The 15,762-nt window shown below is 64.7% G+C and carries 14 protein-coding genes, 1 tRNA gene and 1 pseudogene; 14 read left to right on the top strand and 2 right to left on the bottom strand.

The window, feature by feature from the left end:
* Window positions 1-4: 4 nt before the first annotated feature.
* From tolA to EA346_RS05705, 9 genes are all read left to right on the top strand, one after another.
* Window positions 5-1,045, top strand: coding sequence for a cell envelope integrity protein TolA (tolA, locus tag EA346_RS05745; protein WP_296756559.1), 1,041 nt, complete (start codon window positions 5-7; stop codon window positions 1,043-1,045).
* A 9-nt stretch (window positions 1,046-1,054) separates the two neighbouring features.
* Complete coding sequence (gene tolB, locus EA346_RS05740; protein WP_296756556.1) at window positions 1,055-2,344, top strand: Tol-Pal system beta propeller repeat protein TolB; 1,290 nt, start codon at window positions 1,055-1,057, stop codon at window positions 2,342-2,344.
* A 43-nt stretch (window positions 2,345-2,387) separates the two neighbouring features.
* Complete coding sequence (pal, locus tag EA346_RS05735; RefSeq protein WP_296756555.1) at window positions 2,388-2,948, top strand: peptidoglycan-associated lipoprotein Pal; 561 nt, start codon at window positions 2,388-2,390, stop codon at window positions 2,946-2,948.
* 64 nt (window positions 2,949-3,012) lie between these two features.
* Complete coding sequence (ybgF, locus tag EA346_RS05730; RefSeq protein WP_296756554.1) at window positions 3,013-3,810, top strand: tol-pal system protein YbgF; 798 nt, start codon at window positions 3,013-3,015, stop codon at window positions 3,808-3,810.
* Window positions 3,807-4,499 carry a 7-carboxy-7-deazaguanine synthase QueE gene (queE, locus tag EA346_RS05725; RefSeq protein WP_296756552.1) on the top strand — a complete coding sequence of 231 codons (693 nt, stop codon included), beginning with the start codon at window positions 3,807-3,809 and terminating at the stop codon, window positions 4,497-4,499. The genes ybgF and queE overlap by 4 nt, the downstream gene beginning before the upstream one ends.
* Window positions 4,483-5,217 carry a 7-cyano-7-deazaguanine synthase QueC gene (gene queC / locus EA346_RS05720; protein ID WP_296756550.1) on the top strand — a complete coding sequence of 245 codons (735 nt, stop codon included), beginning with the start codon at window positions 4,483-4,485 and terminating at the stop codon, window positions 5,215-5,217. The genes queE and queC overlap by 17 nt, the downstream gene beginning before the upstream one ends.
* Window positions 5,218-5,281: 64 nt before the next feature.
* Window positions 5,282-5,357: transfer RNA gene (locus tag EA346_RS05715), tRNA-Lys, on the top strand.
* 217 nt (window positions 5,358-5,574) lie between these two features.
* On the top strand, window positions 5,575-5,796 hold the full coding sequence (locus EA346_RS05710; RefSeq protein ID WP_296756548.1) for a DUF2905 domain-containing protein: 222 nt from the start codon (window positions 5,575-5,577) through the stop codon (window positions 5,794-5,796).
* A gap of 266 nt (window positions 5,797-6,062) precedes the next feature.
* Window positions 6,063-6,479, top strand: a complete 417-nt coding sequence (locus EA346_RS05705; protein WP_296756546.1) for a DUF6165 family protein — start codon at window positions 6,063-6,065, stop codon at window positions 6,477-6,479.
* Here EA346_RS05705 and EA346_RS05700 read toward each other — a convergent pair.
* Complete coding sequence (locus EA346_RS05700; protein ID WP_296756544.1) at window positions 6,449-7,528, bottom strand: glycosyltransferase family 9 protein; 1,080 nt, start codon at window positions 7,526-7,528, stop codon at window positions 6,449-6,451. The two genes, EA346_RS05705 and EA346_RS05700, sit on opposite strands and share 31 nt — an antisense overlap.
* Before the next feature lie 378 nt (window positions 7,529-7,906).
* On the opposite strand from EA346_RS05700, the gene EA346_RS05695 reads away from it, so the two are divergent.
* Entirely contained in the window at window positions 7,907-8,797 is an 891-nt protein-coding gene (locus tag EA346_RS05695; protein ID WP_296756542.1) for a glycosyltransferase family 2 protein, read from the top strand.
* A 19-nt stretch (window positions 8,798-8,816) separates the two neighbouring features.
* On the opposite strand, the gene EA346_RS05690 is transcribed toward EA346_RS05695, so the two are convergent.
* Window positions 8,817-10,337 (bottom strand): phosphotransferase, encoded by a 1,521-nt coding sequence (locus EA346_RS05690; protein WP_296756594.1) that lies wholly within the window; start codon window positions 10,335-10,337, stop codon window positions 8,817-8,819.
* Between the two features lie 525 nt (window positions 10,338-10,862).
* On the opposite strand from EA346_RS05690, the gene EA346_RS05685 reads away from it, so the two are divergent.
* The 4 genes and pseudogenes from EA346_RS05685 to EA346_RS05670 all read left to right on the top strand — a co-directional run.
* Window positions 10,863-12,236: an O-antigen ligase family protein gene (locus EA346_RS05685; RefSeq protein ID WP_296756540.1), complete on the top strand. Its 1,374-nt coding sequence runs from the start codon at window positions 10,863-10,865 to the stop codon at window positions 12,234-12,236.
* A gap of 250 nt (window positions 12,237-12,486) precedes the next feature.
* A complete protein-coding gene (locus EA346_RS05680; RefSeq protein WP_296756538.1) occupies window positions 12,487-13,602 on the top strand; it encodes a hypothetical protein in 1,116 nt (371 codons plus the stop codon).
* A 378-nt stretch (window positions 13,603-13,980) separates the two neighbouring features.
* Window positions 13,981-14,805, top strand: coding sequence for a sulfotransferase (locus EA346_RS05675; protein ID WP_296756536.1), 825 nt, complete (start codon window positions 13,981-13,983; stop codon window positions 14,803-14,805).
* 267 nt (window positions 14,806-15,072) lie between these two features.
* Window positions 15,073-15,455 (top strand): annotated as a pseudogene (locus EA346_RS05670) (proline dehydrogenase family protein); the annotation flags it as partial.
* Window positions 15,456-15,762 lie beyond the last annotated feature (307 nt).

Genomic DNA, 15,762 nt, shown 5'->3' with positions numbered 1-15,762 from the left:
TTCTGTGTTCAGTCTGATTCGACAGCACTTCGGCCGACTGCTGCTGGTAACGCTGCTGCATGTGGCGTTATTCGCCGGGCTGTTGCTGAACGTGTCGTTCCTGGCGCCGCATTCGGCGTCCTCTGCGGTGCGGTTCCAGACCGAACCCGTGGAGGTGATCGAAGCGGTCGCGATGGAACTCGAGACCTTCGAACGCATCGAGCGTGAGATCCGCACGGTCGAGCAGGAGCGCATCGCCGAGGCCTTGCAGGAGGAAGAGGCGATTCGTCGCGAGGCAGAGCGCCAGCGCCAGGAGGAGTTGCGGCGCCAGCAGGAGGAGCAGCGCCAGCGCGAGGCGGAGGAAGTGGCGCGCCAGGAGGCGATCCGTGCAGCCGAGGAGGCGCGGGAGGAGGCCCAGCGCGTGGCCGAGGAGGCGCGCCGGATGGCCGAGGCCGAGCGGGTGCGGATCGAACAGGAACGGCGCGAGATCGAGGCGGAGCGTGCCAGCGCCGAGGCCGAGCGCAGGGCCGCGCAGGCGGCCCGGCAGGCTGCGGAGGAAGCGCGTCAGGCCGAGGAGGCCGAACGCAGGGAGCGTGAGGCCGCCGAGCTGCGCGAGCGCGAAGCGGCCGAACGGCGCCGGGCCGAGGAGGAGGCGCGCCGACGGGAGGCGCAGGCGAGGGAACTCGAGGACCAGCGGCGCCGCGAGCAGATGGAGCAGGAGCAGCGGCGGCTGGCGGCTGCCCGGGCCGATCGTGAGGCCTCGGAACGGCGGGCCCGGGAGGATGCGCTGCGCGACGCCTATAGCTCGGAGGTTCAGGCCGTGGTGGAGCGGCGCTGGCGCAAGCCGGAAGGAACGCGTGATTCCGATCTGGCGGTCGTGCTGGTCCGCATCAACCCGGACACAGGGCGGTTGCTCGGTTTCAACGTGGACAGTTGTTCCGGCAGCGCAGCCTTCTGCGAGTCTGTGCGCCAGACCATGGAGCGGTTGCAGTCGCTGCCCCGGCCGCCGAATGCCGAGGCGGTCCGCGGTGGTATCCGCATACGTTTTTCGCCCCAATCGGGCTAGGTGATGATCATGAAGCGAAGAACTCTGCAGGTCTGGTTGTTGGGATTCCTGCTGCTCGCCGTCGGGCCTGCCTCGGCGGTGCTCGAGGTCACGGTGACCGAAGGCGTGACCGGCGCGATCCCGGTGGCCGTGACGCCCTTCGCCTGGGAAGGGCCGGGCAGTGCGTCCGAGGACGTCGGGCAGATCGTCGGCGCCAACCTGGTGCGCAGCGGCCTGTTCGACGTGCTTGCGCGGGAGCGTCTGCCGCAGGCGCCGGATGGACCCGATGGATTCCTCGCCGAGCGCTGGGCGGCTGTCGGGGCCGAGTACCTGGTGACCGGACGGATGCGTCCCGAGGAGGATCGGGTGCTGATCGAGTTCCACGTCTTCGACGTGCTCGCGAATCAGCGTCTGGGCGGCTTTCGGATTCCCGTGCCCGCGGAGATGCTCCGGCGTGGTGCGCACCGGGTTTCGGACATCGTCTATGAGCAGATCACCGGTGACAAGGGCGCATTCAGCGCCCGTATCGCCTATGTCGGGGTCACCGGTCAGGGCGACGAACGTCGTTTCACCCTTGAGGTGGCCGACTCCGACGGTGCCAATCCGCGCACGCTGTTCCGCTCGAACCAGCCCATCATGTCCCCGGAGTGGGCGCCGGATGGGCGCGATCTCGTGTACGTCTCGTTTGAGAACCGCAGGTCCGAGGTTTTCCGGCACAACGTCGAGACAGGAGCGCGAAGCCGCCTTGCCGGCTTCTCCGGCATCAACAGCGCTCCGACCTGGTCCCCGGACGGGAAGCGGCTGGCCCTGAGTCTGTCGCGCGACGGTACGCCGAACATCTACGTGATGGACCTCGAGAGCGGTGGCTTGACCCAGGTCACGCGTTCCAACTCGATCGACACCGAGCCGGCCTGGTCTCCGGATGGCGAAGTGCTGTATTTCACCTCCGATCGGGCGGGTTCGCCCCAGATCTACCAGATGCGCCTGCCCTCGGGTACGGCGCAGCGTCTGACCTTCGAGGGTTCCTCAGCGGGTGCGGCGACGGTCTCGCCGGACGGGAAATCGCTGGTTTATGTGCAGGGCGGCGAGGGCGGTCTGCGCCTCGCGCGGCTGGATCTCGAGACACGCCGGGTCACCCTGTTGACCAGGGGCCGCTATGACAAGTCGCCCAGCTTTGCGCCCAATGGCAGCATGATCATCTACTCGACCACGGACCGTGGTCGCGGAATCCTGGGTTCCGTAAGCCGCGACGGACGGGTGCACCAGCGTTTGGCGGCGCGATCGGGCGAGGTTCGGGAGCCCGCCTGGTCGCCTCTCTGATTTCCCTTTTGATCCAACTTGAACGCCTTTTGAGGATACATTGATGAATGCAACGATTCGTTGGGGTTTGGTTCTCCTGATGGCCGGTTTGCTGGCGGCCTGCGCCCAGCCCAAGCGCGATCTCACCGAGACTGAGCGGCAGGCCATGGAGGTTGCCGCAGCCGAGGCGGAGGCGGCAGAACAAGCCCGCCGCGAGGCCGAGGCGCGCGGACTGGGGGTTGACCGCGATCTGCGGGCCGATCCCCTGGATGATCCGCAGAGCCCGTTGGCCGAGCGGCTGGTGTATTTCGACTTCGATCGTGACACGGTACGTTCGGAGTTCATCCCGATGCTGGAAGCGCATTCCCGGTATCTGTCCCAGAACCCCGGTGCACGCTTGCGTCTCGAGGGTCACACCGACGAGCGCGGAACCCGTGAGTACAACCTGGCCCTCGGTGAACGCCGCGCCCAGGCGGTACGCCGTATCATGAATCTGAACGGTGCCCGCGACACGCAGCTGGACGTGGTCAGCTATGGCGAGGAGATGCCGGTGGCCTTCACCCAGACCGAGGAATCCTGGGCGCGCAATCGGCGTGTCGAGTTGGTGTACGACGTACGGCGCTGAAGGGACAGCGGTGGGGACGGAATGGCACCTCCGTCCCCACAATCCCCCGCATGAGGAGGTCATCATGAACACTGCGCTAGAACCCTTGGGGAGCCTGCGAATGCGCGGGGCCGCCAGTATCCTGCTCGCCCTCGGAATCCTCCTCGCCACGCCCGCTTCCTGGGCGCAGTCCGGTCCCTCGACCGTCGTCACCCAGCACCAGCTGCAGGTGGTGGAGATGCGGCTTGACCGCATGGAGCGGCTACTCGATTCCGGCGTGCTCACCGAGATGTTGCAGGGAGCGGATGCGCTGCAGGCGGAGGTGCGCCAATTGCGGGGGCAGGTGGAGCAGATGGGGAACGACCTGCGGAACCTGCAGGCGCGCCAGCGTGACCAGTTCCGCAATCTCGACGAGCGGCTTTCGCTGGTCGAAGGTGACGCGGCGACCCGCCGGGCGCCCGAGCCTGAGCCGCTGCCGGATACTGACGGACCGTTGCCCGATGCGGACGAGCAGGGTGCGTATGAGGGCGCCTTCGAGGTCCTGATGGGCGGCGACTACGGCGAGGCCATTACACGGCTCGAGCGTTTCATGGAGCGGTATCCCGATGGTGTCTACTCCGCGAATGCGCTCTACTGGCTGGCCGAGGCGAAGTATGCAAGCGGCGATTACGAGGGAGCGCTGGTGGATTTCGAGGCAGTGCGTTCGCGCTTCCCCGACAGCGACAAGGCTGCCGACGCCCTGCTCAAGATCGGCTACTCGCACTTCGAACTCGGCGATGCCGAAGCGGCGCGTGAGGCACTGGAAGCGGTCGTCGCCGGACATCCCGGTACCACCCTCTCGCGGTTGGCGCAGGATCGACTGCGCCGCCTGGACGCCCGGTGACCGTTGCGGCGGCAGCCGCCCCGCGCCAGGCGCGCCCATCGGCGCCCGCGGACCGGGTGCGGATCACGGAGATTTTTCTGTCCCTGCAGGGAGAGGCTGCGCAGGTGGGTTGGCCCACCGTCTTCGTGCGTCTGACCGGTTGCCCGCTACGCTGCCGCTGGTGTGATACCGAGTACAGCTTCAGCGGCGGAGAGTCGTTACGCCTGGACCAGGTGCTGCAGGCGGTGGAAGACTTCGGTGTTCGCCACGTCTGCGTGACCGGCGGTGAGCCCCTGGCGCAGCCCGGGTGTCTGCCCTTGCTGCGGGAACTCTGCGATCGCGGCCTGACGGTCTCGCTCGAGACCAGCGGGGCGCTGGACCTGGGATCGGTGGACCGGCGCGTGAACATCGTGATGGACCTGAAGGCCCCCGGTTCCGGCGAGGCCGCGCGCAACCGCATGGAAAACCTCCAGCAGTTGAAGCCGGGCGATCAGATCAAGTTCGTGTTGGCGGACCGTGCCGACTTCGACTGGGCCCTGGACCTGCTGGGGAGGCATCCGATGCCGACAGGGGTCGATGTGCTGTTTTCCCCGGTGCATGGCGAGTTGGAGCCGCGGCTGCTGGCCGACTGGATCGTGCAGGCGCGGGCTCCGGTACGGTTCCAGCTGCAGCTGCACAAGCTGCTGTGGGGCGATGTCCCGGGCCGTTGAGTCATCGGCAGTGGCGGCGCCGGGAGTCGGCCAGGCCGCCGTCGTCCTGCTTTCCGGCGGCCTGGACTCCGCGACCTGCCTTGCCCTGGCCCGGGCCGAAGGCTATGCCTGCCATGCCCTGAGCGTCGACTACGGGCAGCGTCATCGCGTCGAATTGAACGCGGCACGGGAGATCGCAGGGGCGCTCGGCGCGGCGAGTCACCGGGTGGTCCGTGTCGATCTGGGCGCGATCGGCGGCTCGGCACTCACCGATCCCTCGGTGGCCGTTCCGGAGAGTCCTGGGGACGGGATCCCGGTGACCTATGTGCCGGCACGGAATACCACGCTGCTCTCGCTGGCCCTCGGGCTCGCCGAGGCCCTGGATCTGCGCGATATCTTCATCGGCGCGAACGCGGTGGACTACTCCGGCTATCCCGACTGTCGCCCGGCCTTCATCGAGGCCTTTGAGGCCCTGGCGAACCTGGCGACCCGCGCCGGGGTAGAGGGTCAGCGCTTTCGCATCCACGCTCCGCTGATCGCGCTGACCAAGGGTGAAATCATCGCCCAGGGTCTCGCTCATGACCTGGACTACGCCGCGACGATCAGCTGCTACCAGGCCGATGCCGATGGTCGCGCCTGCGGTGTCTGTGACAGCTGTCGAATCCGGCGGGCCGGGTTCCAGGCCGCGGGTGTCACCGACCCGACCCGTTACCAGCCCGGCCGCGGCCCGGAGCCATGAGCCTGCCGGCGGGCCCATGCTTGCGTTTTTCGGTTCAGGCCGTAGACTATGCAGCCTTCGAAGCGGGTCGTTAGCTCAGTTGGTAGAGCACTGGACTTTTAATCCATTGGTCGTTGGTTCGAGCCCAACACGACCCACCAATAAAAACAAGCACTTGCGCTGTAATCGTCAGCGGAAGAGCCTCGGCCCCGGCCGCCCTGAGGCCGCTGAGTGCGTAGGCCGTCTCTGAATCGCCTGCGCGGCACGCGCACGATGGCCGCGAGCGCACTTGGTCTGCCAGGGTTGCTGCGCGCAGACTAGCGGCTCTGCCAACACCACACGGAGCATGCGCCTGCGCAGCCCGGCAGGCATGATGCAATGAACGTTTCCCCGGGCGTCGTACTGGTCTTCATCGGTCTTGCGCTGGTCGGCGCCGGACTGCTGTACATGGCCGGTCTGCTCGACTGGTTCGGGCGGCTCCCCGGAGACATCCGGATCGAGGGCGAGAGCACGCGGGTGTTCATCCCGATCACGTCGATGGTGATCGTTTCGATCGTACTTAGCCTGGTTTTCCATATCTTGCGGCGGTTTCTCGGCTGAATCCACCGTCGCCCGTTGATCCCGTTGGACGAGCTTGCGCAGGGAGGCGAGCATCGCGGCACTCGGGCCGAAAGCCTTGCCTCTCTCGTTCGGCACCCCGCTTGCGGCGTAACCCATACCGGTTGCCCAGGCCTGCTAAGCGAGGAGTGGCTCTTCGGCGAATGACGGCCGCTGACCCTAAACGGCCAATCAACCGGTACGGACGACAGGCTGCCTGCGGCAGCGGCGCCCGCCAATCACCCACAAGCGACTTCTGGACTGCCGTTATGACCGACGTAATGACCGTGCCCGTCTCCTTCGGCGAAGTGCTGGACAAGATCACCATTCTGGAGATCAAGTCCGAGCGCATCGACGACCCAGCGAAGCTGCAGAACATCCGCCGGGAGCTGGACGAACTCAACCGCGTGTGGAACAGCACTCTGCCGGACGCCGAGAGGGTCAGTGCCCAGCGCATGGCGCTGAAGGCGATCAACGAGGAGCTCTGGGAAATCGAGGACGCGATCCGCGAGCAGGAGGCTGCGGGCCATTTCGGCGAGCGCTTCATCGATTTGGCGCGCTCGGTCTATATCACCAACGACAAGCGCGCTGCGGTGAAGAGGGAGGTCAACCTCGCGCTGGGTTCCTCGCTGGTGGAGGAGAAGTCCTACCGCGACTACACCCGGGGCTCGGGCGCAGGATCCTGAGGGCTGGTTGAGCCGATGCTGGACTGCGCAGCCACCCAGCGGTCCAGCATCGTGGTGGCGTCTTGCACCGAGATCAGGGCCATTGCGCCGGGAAACTCGGCCTTTGCGCCCCAGCGAGCTTCGGCCACGCTGCGGCCTGCGAATTTCGCCAGCGCCTCCGGATAGCGGTTGACGCACCACTGCCGCGAGCCGTACGGCCCCGAACGGTCCGGGTTGCTGGCGGCATAGAGGCCCAGCACATCCGTCCCCATCGCGTTGGCGATATGCGCAGGGCCCGTATCCGGTGCCACCAGCAGGTCGGCCCCGGCCAGTAATGCCGCCAGCTGCTTCAGGGTGTCCTGCCCCACCAGGTTTACCGCGCGTTGGCGCATCTGCGACTCGATCTCCGCCGCAAACGCCTTCTCCAATCCTGACGGGCTGCCGACCAGGATCACCCGCGCTCCGTGGGCCGTAATCGCATGGTCCGCCAGCGCCGCATAACGCTCAGGTAACCAGTTGCGCAGGGGATGGCTGGCATAGGGGCTCAACACGATATTGAAACGGCCGGGCTCCAGATGGCTGTCCGCGAACGCCCGATCACCATCGCCCAGCGGGATCTCCCAGCGCGGTTCCGCCGCCTCGAGACCCAGCGGCTCGAGGAAGCTCGCCAGACAGTCGCGGACGTGCTGGGCGGGTACTGCGCGGATGCGCCGATTGACCACGAGTCCGTGCAGATCCTTGCTGCGCGCGCGATCGTAGCCCACCCGGACCGACGCCGGCACCAGCGCCGCGGCCAGGTTGGCGCGCAGTGCCACCTGCATGTGCAACAGGGCATCGAAGCGCCGCCCGCGCAGCTGCCGGCGCAGTTCCCGATAGCCCGCAAGCCCCGCCTTTTTGTCGAAGACGAGGAACTCCACCCCGGGCAGATCGCCGACCAGCTTCGCCTCCAGCCTGCCGATGATCCAGGTGATGCGGACATCCGGCCGCTGTCGCTGCAGGCTCAGCACCACCGGCACCACATGCGTCACGTCGCCGATCGCCGACAGCCGCAGAATAACCACCGAATTCATCGCTCGGCCCCGTTGGTTTCGATGCACCAGTGGGCGTGCCGGCACCGCCGTGCCCCGGCCGCCCAATGCTTTGGTGCAAACCCGAAGTCTATCTGATACGCGCGCGAAGGATGGGCCGACTGCCCAGAAGTTTCGGCTGGAGCGCGCAGCGCTCCCCACCCCCGGCAGCAGCATCTTGCTCTCCCGATGAGCTCGCGGCTAGACTCCAGAGTCAGGCCCGCCAACGCACAGGCGATCGGAAAACCGGGGGCTCCCCTGGCAGGCGCCATGTCGGCTTCGCGCGATTGTGCTTTGGAGGGGTGCTTTTGCGGCGACTGACACCCCATGCGACGGCGGCGCCCGGATATGGCCTCACGAGTGGCTCGACCCGAGAATCCAATGGCCAGCAATCCGCGCGTGAGCGTCGTGATCCCAACCTACCGGCGTCCGGAACTCCTGCAGCGCGCCGTTCGCAGCGTGCTGGCACAGACGTTTTCCAGTCTCGAGGTCGTCATCGTTGATGACAATGGCTCGGGGCGCCCGCAGCAGACGAGAACGCAGCGGCTCCTCACAGAGACCTTCGACGACCCGCGCATCCGTTACATCATCAACCACGGCGAGGGTGGTGGCTCCGGGGCCCGCAATACCGGAATCCACCACGCGACGGCCCCGTACATCGCGTTCCTCGATGACGACGAGGACTGGGAACCGGAGAAGCTCGAGATGCAGGTTGCCCTGCTGGATTCGGCCGCACCCGACGTCGGCGTGATCGATGCGGGATTCCTTGATCACAAGGCCGACGGACGCATACGGACGGTACGACCGAAGATGCAGGGCTGGATCCTGGAACGGCTGCTGCGCAAGACCGGCGGCCGGGCTCCAAAGCTTTCAACCTTGCTTTGTCGCCGTGAGGTCTTCGACACCGTGGGTGCGTTTGACACAAGCCTGCCTGCCCGAGAGGACTATGACCTCTACATCCGCATCGCCCGGCATTTTCGTTTCGAATCCGTGATGAAACCGCTCGCCAACAAGCGCTCGGACGCGGAGCAGCGAATCACAGGCGATATCAACAACTTCATCGAGGGGTTCGAGGGCGTGTACCGTAAGATCATCCCGGATCTCCGTACCCGTCCGAAGACACACGCAACCTACCTGCTCAAGCACGCCGAGATTCTGGCGCTGGGTGGCCAACGCGAAGCCGCGCGGCAGAAATACCTCCAGGCGTTTCGGCTGTGGTGGTTCAACCCGCGTCTTTTCCCCTATGGACTCAGAATCCTGCGGAAGCCGTAACCCGGGAAAGACGGAGCCATCATCGCTCCCGCCGGGAGCCCCCTACGCCGCGCTGTTTCAACCGTAGCCGCAGGCCGCGCCTCCTATGCTTCCACCATTGGGTCACACCGGTGAATACACGCGCGAGCCGGTAGGCCCAGGAACTCGTTATTCGATCGGGAATGTGTTCCAGAGCCATCGGAGAACTACTGGTGAAACGGATCAAGCCCCGGCTCAGGCGCAGGGTGCGGAACAACCGCGGACGGCGGAGGATGGTGTCGATGAACACCACCCCCCGCTCGTCGATCAGGTAGTTCTTTGCATGCGGATCGTTCCGGGTATAGCCCAGTTCGTGCAGACGCAGCAGTTCGGGAGTCAGCAGGGCGGCATCATCGCGTGTTGCTGTCCGTCCCTCAGCGTATTCATACAGGAGAAACGAATCGGTCAATATGCCCATTGCGCGGCGTTCTCCGGCGCACACCGGCTCCGGCGTCCTCAAGCCCAATTGCGCCAGTTGCACCATGCTCTGCATCTGGCGCACGGCCACACTGGGCCGAAAAAACGACATCAGTCGTTGCGAAAGGCGACGGTTACGGCCGCGCGGAATCTTCAGAACGCAGGTCTGCCCTTCGATTTCGATCAACCCGCTGTAGGTCTGTCCGTCGCTCTTGAACACCATCTTCTCGACAAAGGTTCCGTCCACCACGGCTTGGAACAGGCGTTCCGCATCCGGTCGCCTCCCAGGACAGTGCATGCGGTAGCCACGATGAACACAATGTTCGGATGCGAGGTCTTCACGTGGCTCCAGTTTCCGGAAAAGACGTCTGGCCTTCAGGCGCCGGCCCTTGGTCAGGGATTTGAGCCCCTTTCGAAGCATGCGGAAATCGTCCCAGACAGGCTGGTGCGAAAAAAGCGAAGGCATGGGGCATTTCCGATGGAAGGCTTCTACATATTCCTTGATTGCAGACGAATTACGAAAGCCGAACAGCGCCTCGCCGGAATTCCAGACGTCAAACTCGCATCCGGCTCCAATCGAAATCACCTCGTTGTCGATGATCACCGGCCCGTCCTCGGTCATCACGATATTCACCGGGGTCAGGTCCGGGTGGATCAGATGAACGTCGACTGCATCCGGGAGACGGGCCCTAAGGCGATCGACGATCCCCTGGACGGTCGTCGCCGGCAGGGTCCGCGGGCCAATCCGCGCGAACCTGGCCAGCAGACTTTCGAGGTGCACGTATCTCGGCGGGCCTGGCAGGTCCGGTGCGGTCCTATTCCACAACGCGACCTGGCATTCGAGAACGGCCTCGACCTGTTGCAGCGCCGGCAGCGACTTGCAGGACCGCCCTTCGACCCATTCGCACGCGATCACCGCCCCCGTGCGGGCAATGAACCGTGGCACCGGGCCACCCTGCGCGTAGGCGCTTTTCAGGGCCTGTTCCGCCAACAGCGCCCTCTCCAGGCTCTCGCATTCGGCAATCTTGAATGTATGCCCACCGGCTTTCGTTCGGAGGGACAACCGGCCGTGATAGTTGAGGATGACGGTCGAATCCGGCCGCATGCCCAGCACGGTCTCGAGCACATCCATCACGTCGCGCCCGTCGTCGAAACACTGGCCGGGAGGAAGTTCACGCGGAGCCTTCGATTTTCTGAGCGAGAGTCGCATGGTTAGGAGCACGCACCGTGTATAGCGATGAAAGACCCTACCCGAACGCCGTTTAACCGTGGCGCCATGGAAACATGCGGGCTGCGCCCGCATCCGCCGGTCTCCACGTGCAAAGCCGCGCATCCCGGGGCAACGCGGGCCCCGTGCGGGGCCATCGCACGGGGTTTACCCTGGCGGGCTCCGCCGCTGAAAATCCGCGTTCGCAGCCGCGCGACATAGCGGGCGCCCCGGCTGATCAATGCCACTCGGGTGCCTTTCGCCCGTGAACTGGCATCGTTCCCAGACGATAGCCATCGTGGCAAACTCTGCCCGGGCTGCGTGCCCGTGCCGCCTCAAGGCGCGCAGGCGCAAGCCCGCACGGGCCATCATAGTGGAATGGTGCCGGGATCCACAGTCCACTGCACCATCCGAGACCACGCCGTGCCCGCCAAAATGCGCAATGCCGAGATCGATTCACACCCCGGGATGCCCCGCTTGGTTCATGCACTTGGGGTCGCCGGGCTGGTCATCCTTCTAGTCGGTACGGGCTTTTCAAAGGGGGTACAGAACACCGGTATGGCTCTGGCCCTGTTGGCATCTGCGGGCGGTGTTTGGGTTCAACGAGAACAATGGTGGGGGCGCCTGACGGCTGACTGGGCGATTCGATGGACGGTCGTCTGGATCCTCTATGTGATCATCCTCGCGATCATAATGGCTTATCTGCATCCCGAAATTGCCGGTCGCCACTACGATTACGCTTGGAAGCTTTCGCGGTTCTTTCTGATCGGGTTGGTGGCCTGGTGGGTCGCCATGGCATTCCGGCGCGCGATCAACGGGTACCTCCTGCTGCTGGCCGGATTCGTGCTCGGCGCTGTGCTGTTCCATCATGCACAGGGCTGGCCATCGGGCTTTGCCTCACCGCAGATCGACTTGTGGGAAGGGCCTCAGTTCTACACCCTGTTCAGCGCCTCGGTGCTTGCCATCGCGTTGATCCTGGCCCGGGACATCTGGGGCCCGCGGCAGAGTCGCTGGTTCTGGTTCCGCGGCGGGATGTGGACAGTTACTGCAGGGATAGCGGCCAACAGCCTGCTGGTGTCACATTCGCGGGCAGGTCTTCTCGGTTTGGCCGTCGGCCTCGCCCTCGCCGGCGCCGCGCTGGGCTACCGCCGCCTGCACCGAGGCCCCGTGGCATCCGGTTCAAACCGCACGCATTGGTTGCCGGCCATTGCCGTTGTCCTGGTTTTGATACCGACTCTTTGGCTGGGCTGGGCAGTGAGTAGTGATCGAGTCAAACGCGATGTCGCCGTGATCAAGGAGGCCATTGAATCGGGAGAGATACAGCAGACCAGCATGGGGATCCGATTGGTTCAGTGGCAGAAGGCAGTGGACTTCCATCGGCAACGACCTTGGTTCGGCTGGGGCCCTGGAGCGGGTGCCTACCTGCGCGAAAAGGCCGCGATCCCCGATGAGTTTCACGCCGCTGGCTCCCATTTTCACAGCGGCCCGCTGGACATCCTCCTCTGGACAGGAATCGTCGGTTTGGCAATCGTGACCCTGTTGTTCGCGAGCCTTGCCCTCGGTCTGTGGCGACTTTTTCAGCGTGGGGGGGGCGAGGGGCGCATGGCGCTGGCCGCCCTGACCGTGATGGCAATTGCGTTCACCGCGAGCACCACGCAGACCTATCTCACTTCTCAGGTGAGCTGGTTCTATCTTGCCGCGTTCCTTGGGCCCGCGTACGCGCTGGTCCTGCAAGGCAAGGCCACAGGGCCTACGAGTTCCCTGTCATCACCCGAGACATCGGGAAGCCGCGAGTGAACCCTGTCGTGTTCGGCATCGACTCGCCGGCAGGGGGTGCCGCGGAGCGCTCAGTGGCCACGTCGGCTACCGAGATGGGCGCCTCCGGCACCGATGTCTGCATTCTTACGCTCGGCGACGGATTCGCATGCGCTCTGGATCCAGGCATCCGTTACGTACGGCTGATCATGAAGAAAGTGGGAATGCCCGGCAAAAGGACTCTGCCGAACCGGGCGGAGACGGCCGCGGCCCGGGAAAGAGACCGGGGACAATGAACGCGGCAATCGGCACCGAACCCTCCCCGCCCGTCATCCTCTTCATTCCGGTCAGCGGTCCCCAGGGTGCCGGGGAATACTACCGCGCCCTGACGATCGCCCAGGCATGCCGCTCCCGTCACCCTAAGTGGGGTCTGCACATCTGCGTCAGCCACGATGCCGACGTCGAAAAGCCCGGTGGTCTCGGCTACCACACCCTGCGCGACTCCCCCACACGCGACACTGACGGCATCGAACGGATCCTGCGCGAGCTCCGGCCGGACTTGGTGATCTTTGACAGCACGCTGCGCCAGCGCCAGTTGAAGCTTTGCCGTCAACTGGGCGTCACCAAGGTGATCTACATCAGCTCGCGGGCTTCGAGTCGTCGCCGGGGTTTCGGTCTGCGCAAACTACGCACCCTGGATGAACACTGGATGATCACGCTCCCCGCGGAGCAACACCTGACAAGCAGGGAACGGCTGCTCGCCCGTATAAACTCGCGATTGCAGATCCGCTTCTTTTCCACGTTGCTGCCCCCAGACACGCCCGAACGGGAACTGGAATCCGTGGACCGGGCGGGCCTGCCGCGCGAGGGTCATGTCCTCTTCGTCTCCGGCGGCGGCGGGGGCATGGTCAATGGCGAGCCCATCGACCGAACGTTCCAGCAGGCGGCGCGACGCTTCCACGCCGCAACCGGCCACCCCACCCTGCTGGTGGCCGGCCCCCTCAGCTCGGTCCCGCTGGAATCCGGCCACCTGCGTCTGGAGCTGCGCTCCATGTCCCCCGGCGACCTCGCGACAATGATCGGCCGCGCGGCCCTGGTCGTCAGCGGCGGCGGAAGCCTGGTGCAACAGACCCTTGCGCAGGGCCGCCCGTTGCTTGCAGTGCCGGCCGGCGGTAGCGACCAGCCAGCACGACTCGCAAAGCTTGCACGCGAAGGCGTACTGCAAACCTGCGTGACCACGCCCGAGGCGATGGCGAGCCGGGCCGCAGTGCTGCTGCAGGATCGGCAAGCCCAACGCAGACTGATCGCGCGCGCCCGGGGCCTGGGTTTCCGCAATGATATGCCGCAAGTGGTCTCAGTCATGCGGCAACTCCTAGCGATCGATGACCTGAAGCGCGGCAGCCTATGACGCGGCCAGGGCCTTGCCCGCCGCACCCGGTCCTTTCCGAGGACGGTTCCGGCGACACGGGATGCCGGCACGGGTGGGCGTGAAAGAGCGCAAGGCCTTTCGTCAATTCGTCAGTTTTTAATTGACCGTTGGACAGGGGGGAAGACGGTGTTTTTGTTTCCCGTGCTGCGCCCCACGTGATATCGTCCAGCGGAAACCGCGGCGGGGACGGTTAGCGGAGAGCCGCCCATGAACGCATCCGGATCTCACATGCTCGTGACACGGCTGCGCGCAGTTTGCACTTTGTACCACGGACGTCCGAACACATCATTCCGTTCGATCAGCCGCTGATCCTCCCATCTCATATCTCCTGTCCCGGCCGCATACTGCCAAGAGCCAATGACACAAAAAATACTGCTAATTGTTGGTATCGGCCACAGCGGATCCACGATCCTTGACATGTCGCTTGGCTGCCATCCGCGCATCGTTGGCCTGGGCGAGATTTCCAAGGTTTTGCGTACACCGCTGGCAGAGTTGCGTGGCCAACGCTACCAAACAGATGCCTGTTCCTGTGGCGCTGTCGCCCGTGAGTGTCCGTTCTGGGGAGAAATGCTGACCTGGCTCGAAGATCACCATCAACTCGGAATGGAGCAGAAATACCAGGAGCTTGTCGATCGCTTCATTGCGCTTTATGGCAATGACCGCATCCTGGTCGATTCCTCCAAGACAGTGCGACCCTACCAGGCCTGGTTGAACCAGCACCATGACCTGCGTGCCATTCACCTGACGCGCGACGTGAGAAGCTGGATTGATTCCCGTCTGCGTGGCAATGACCATCGCGACAAAGGCGGCACGTTGCGGCTGGCCGCGCGTTGGTGGCGTGGAAACTTGCGTACCGAGCGATTTCTCCGGCGTCACCACATCAAGGCATTTAATCTTGGCTATGAAGAGCTGGCATTACGACCGGCCGTGATGCTGGACAAACTGTGCCGCTGGCTGGACCTGGATTTTGACCCGGGCATGCTCGCGCCTGCCGGTACATGCAGTCATATCATCCGCGGCAATCGTGCCCGTCAGAACAGCTCAAGTATGAGTGCAATACAATATGACGCGCGGTGGATGACGTCGTCACGACTGATGCTGCAGAGTCCATTGCTGTTGCCACTAGTGCAGCGCAACCGCCGTCTCGTGTACGCCAACACTGGCGGCGGAAGCAAAAAATAGCCGGCCCAACAAGGGAACCCATCCGTCACCGGCTTTCATGCGACCAGATCTGTTGCCGCCTCGTGGCCATGAAGCATGCGATGTAAGGATTGCGGGCGAGCATGCCCCTGCCAGCTCAAGGAGGTTCTGGCTTCGATCTTGGCGTTGCAGAAGAACGGATTATCCCCGCGCCGCTTGCTGCCTCTTCCCATCGGAGCGGAACCTGGCCTGGCAGCCGACACGACAATTCTGCGCGGCTTGCTGGAATGGCTGCCGCTGGATCCGACGGCCGCGCCTACCCACGCCGATGCGCGTTGGTACCACGCCGCCTATGCCCGGGCGATCAATGCGATCGCGCGGGAGACAAAGGCCGACGTGCGGTCGAGCCCGGGGATTTCGGTCAAGCTCTCGGCTCTGCATCAACGCCGGGAGACGACCCATCGTTCCACGGTCATGGCCAAACCCCTGCCATGGGCCCGGGCACTCGCCCGGCAGGTGGCCCGTGTCGGAATCGGTTTCAACATCGATGCCGAGGGGCAGGATCGCCTCGAACTGTCGCTGGATGTCATCGAGGCGCTGCTGGATGACCCACAACGGACCGGCTGGGACGGATTCGGCGAAGTGAGGTGCAGGCCTACGGCGGCCGTGCCGCGCCGGTGATCGAATCCCTGTAAGAACTAGCCGGGAGGTTGGATCGCCGCATGATGGGTCAGGCTGGTCAAGGCGGATCCTGATGATCACGAATCCTCCGCAGGCCGGGAAAATCGTATTGACCGCAACGAAACCGCCAAAATCTTCGCCTGCAAGGCAGGCTCCCACAAGGGCAAGGACCGGTAGGAGCGCGCCTTGCGCGCGAAGGGATCCTCTGCGGAGCTTCCGTGACGATCAGGAGGGGGCTTACCGGGATACCGAGATTGCAGGTTCAGACCGAACCCGCCCTTCTCGCCCCTGGGTCGATGGGAGTAGGACAGTGTCGTT

The sequence above is a fragment of the Thioalkalivibrio sp. genome (assembly GCF_007692535.1).
GTDB lineage: Bacteria > Pseudomonadota > Gammaproteobacteria > Ectothiorhodospirales > Ectothiorhodospiraceae > Thioalkalivibrio.
This window is presented reverse-complemented; position numbering and strand designations above follow the sequence as displayed.

Excerpts from the sequence above, each read along its gene's own strand:
- tolB (WP_296756556.1), top strand. The coding sequence starts at position 1,055 with ATGAAGCGAAGAACTCTGCAGGTCTGGTTGTTGGGATTCCTGCTGCTC.
- pal (WP_296756555.1), top strand. The coding sequence starts at position 2,388 with ATGAATGCAACGATTCGTTGGGGTTTGGTTCTCCTGATGGCCGGTTTG.
- ybgF (WP_296756554.1), top strand. The coding sequence starts at position 3,013 with ATGAACACTGCGCTAGAACCCTTGGGGAGCCTGCGAATGCGCGGGGCC.
- queC (WP_296756550.1), top strand. The coding sequence starts at position 4,483 with ATGTCCCGGGCCGTTGAGTCATCGGCAGTGGCGGCGCCGGGAGTCGGC.
- EA346_RS05710 (WP_296756548.1), top strand. The coding sequence starts at position 5,575 with ATGAACGTTTCCCCGGGCGTCGTACTGGTCTTCATCGGTCTTGCGCTG.
- EA346_RS05705 (WP_296756546.1), top strand. The coding sequence starts at position 6,063 with ATGACCGACGTAATGACCGTGCCCGTCTCCTTCGGCGAAGTGCTGGAC.
- EA346_RS05700 (WP_296756544.1), bottom strand. The coding sequence starts at position 7,528 with ATGAATTCGGTGGTTATTCTGCGGCTGTCGGCGATCGGCGACGTGACG.
- EA346_RS05695 (WP_296756542.1), top strand. The coding sequence starts at position 7,907 with ATGGCCAGCAATCCGCGCGTGAGCGTCGTGATCCCAACCTACCGGCGT.
- EA346_RS05690 (WP_296756594.1), bottom strand. The coding sequence starts at position 10,337 with ATGCGGCCGGATTCGACCGTCATCCTCAACTATCACGGCCGGTTGTCC.
- EA346_RS05680 (WP_296756538.1), top strand. The coding sequence starts at position 12,487 with ATGAACGCGGCAATCGGCACCGAACCCTCCCCGCCCGTCATCCTCTTC.
- EA346_RS05675 (WP_296756536.1), top strand. The coding sequence starts at position 13,981 with ATGACACAAAAAATACTGCTAATTGTTGGTATCGGCCACAGCGGATCC.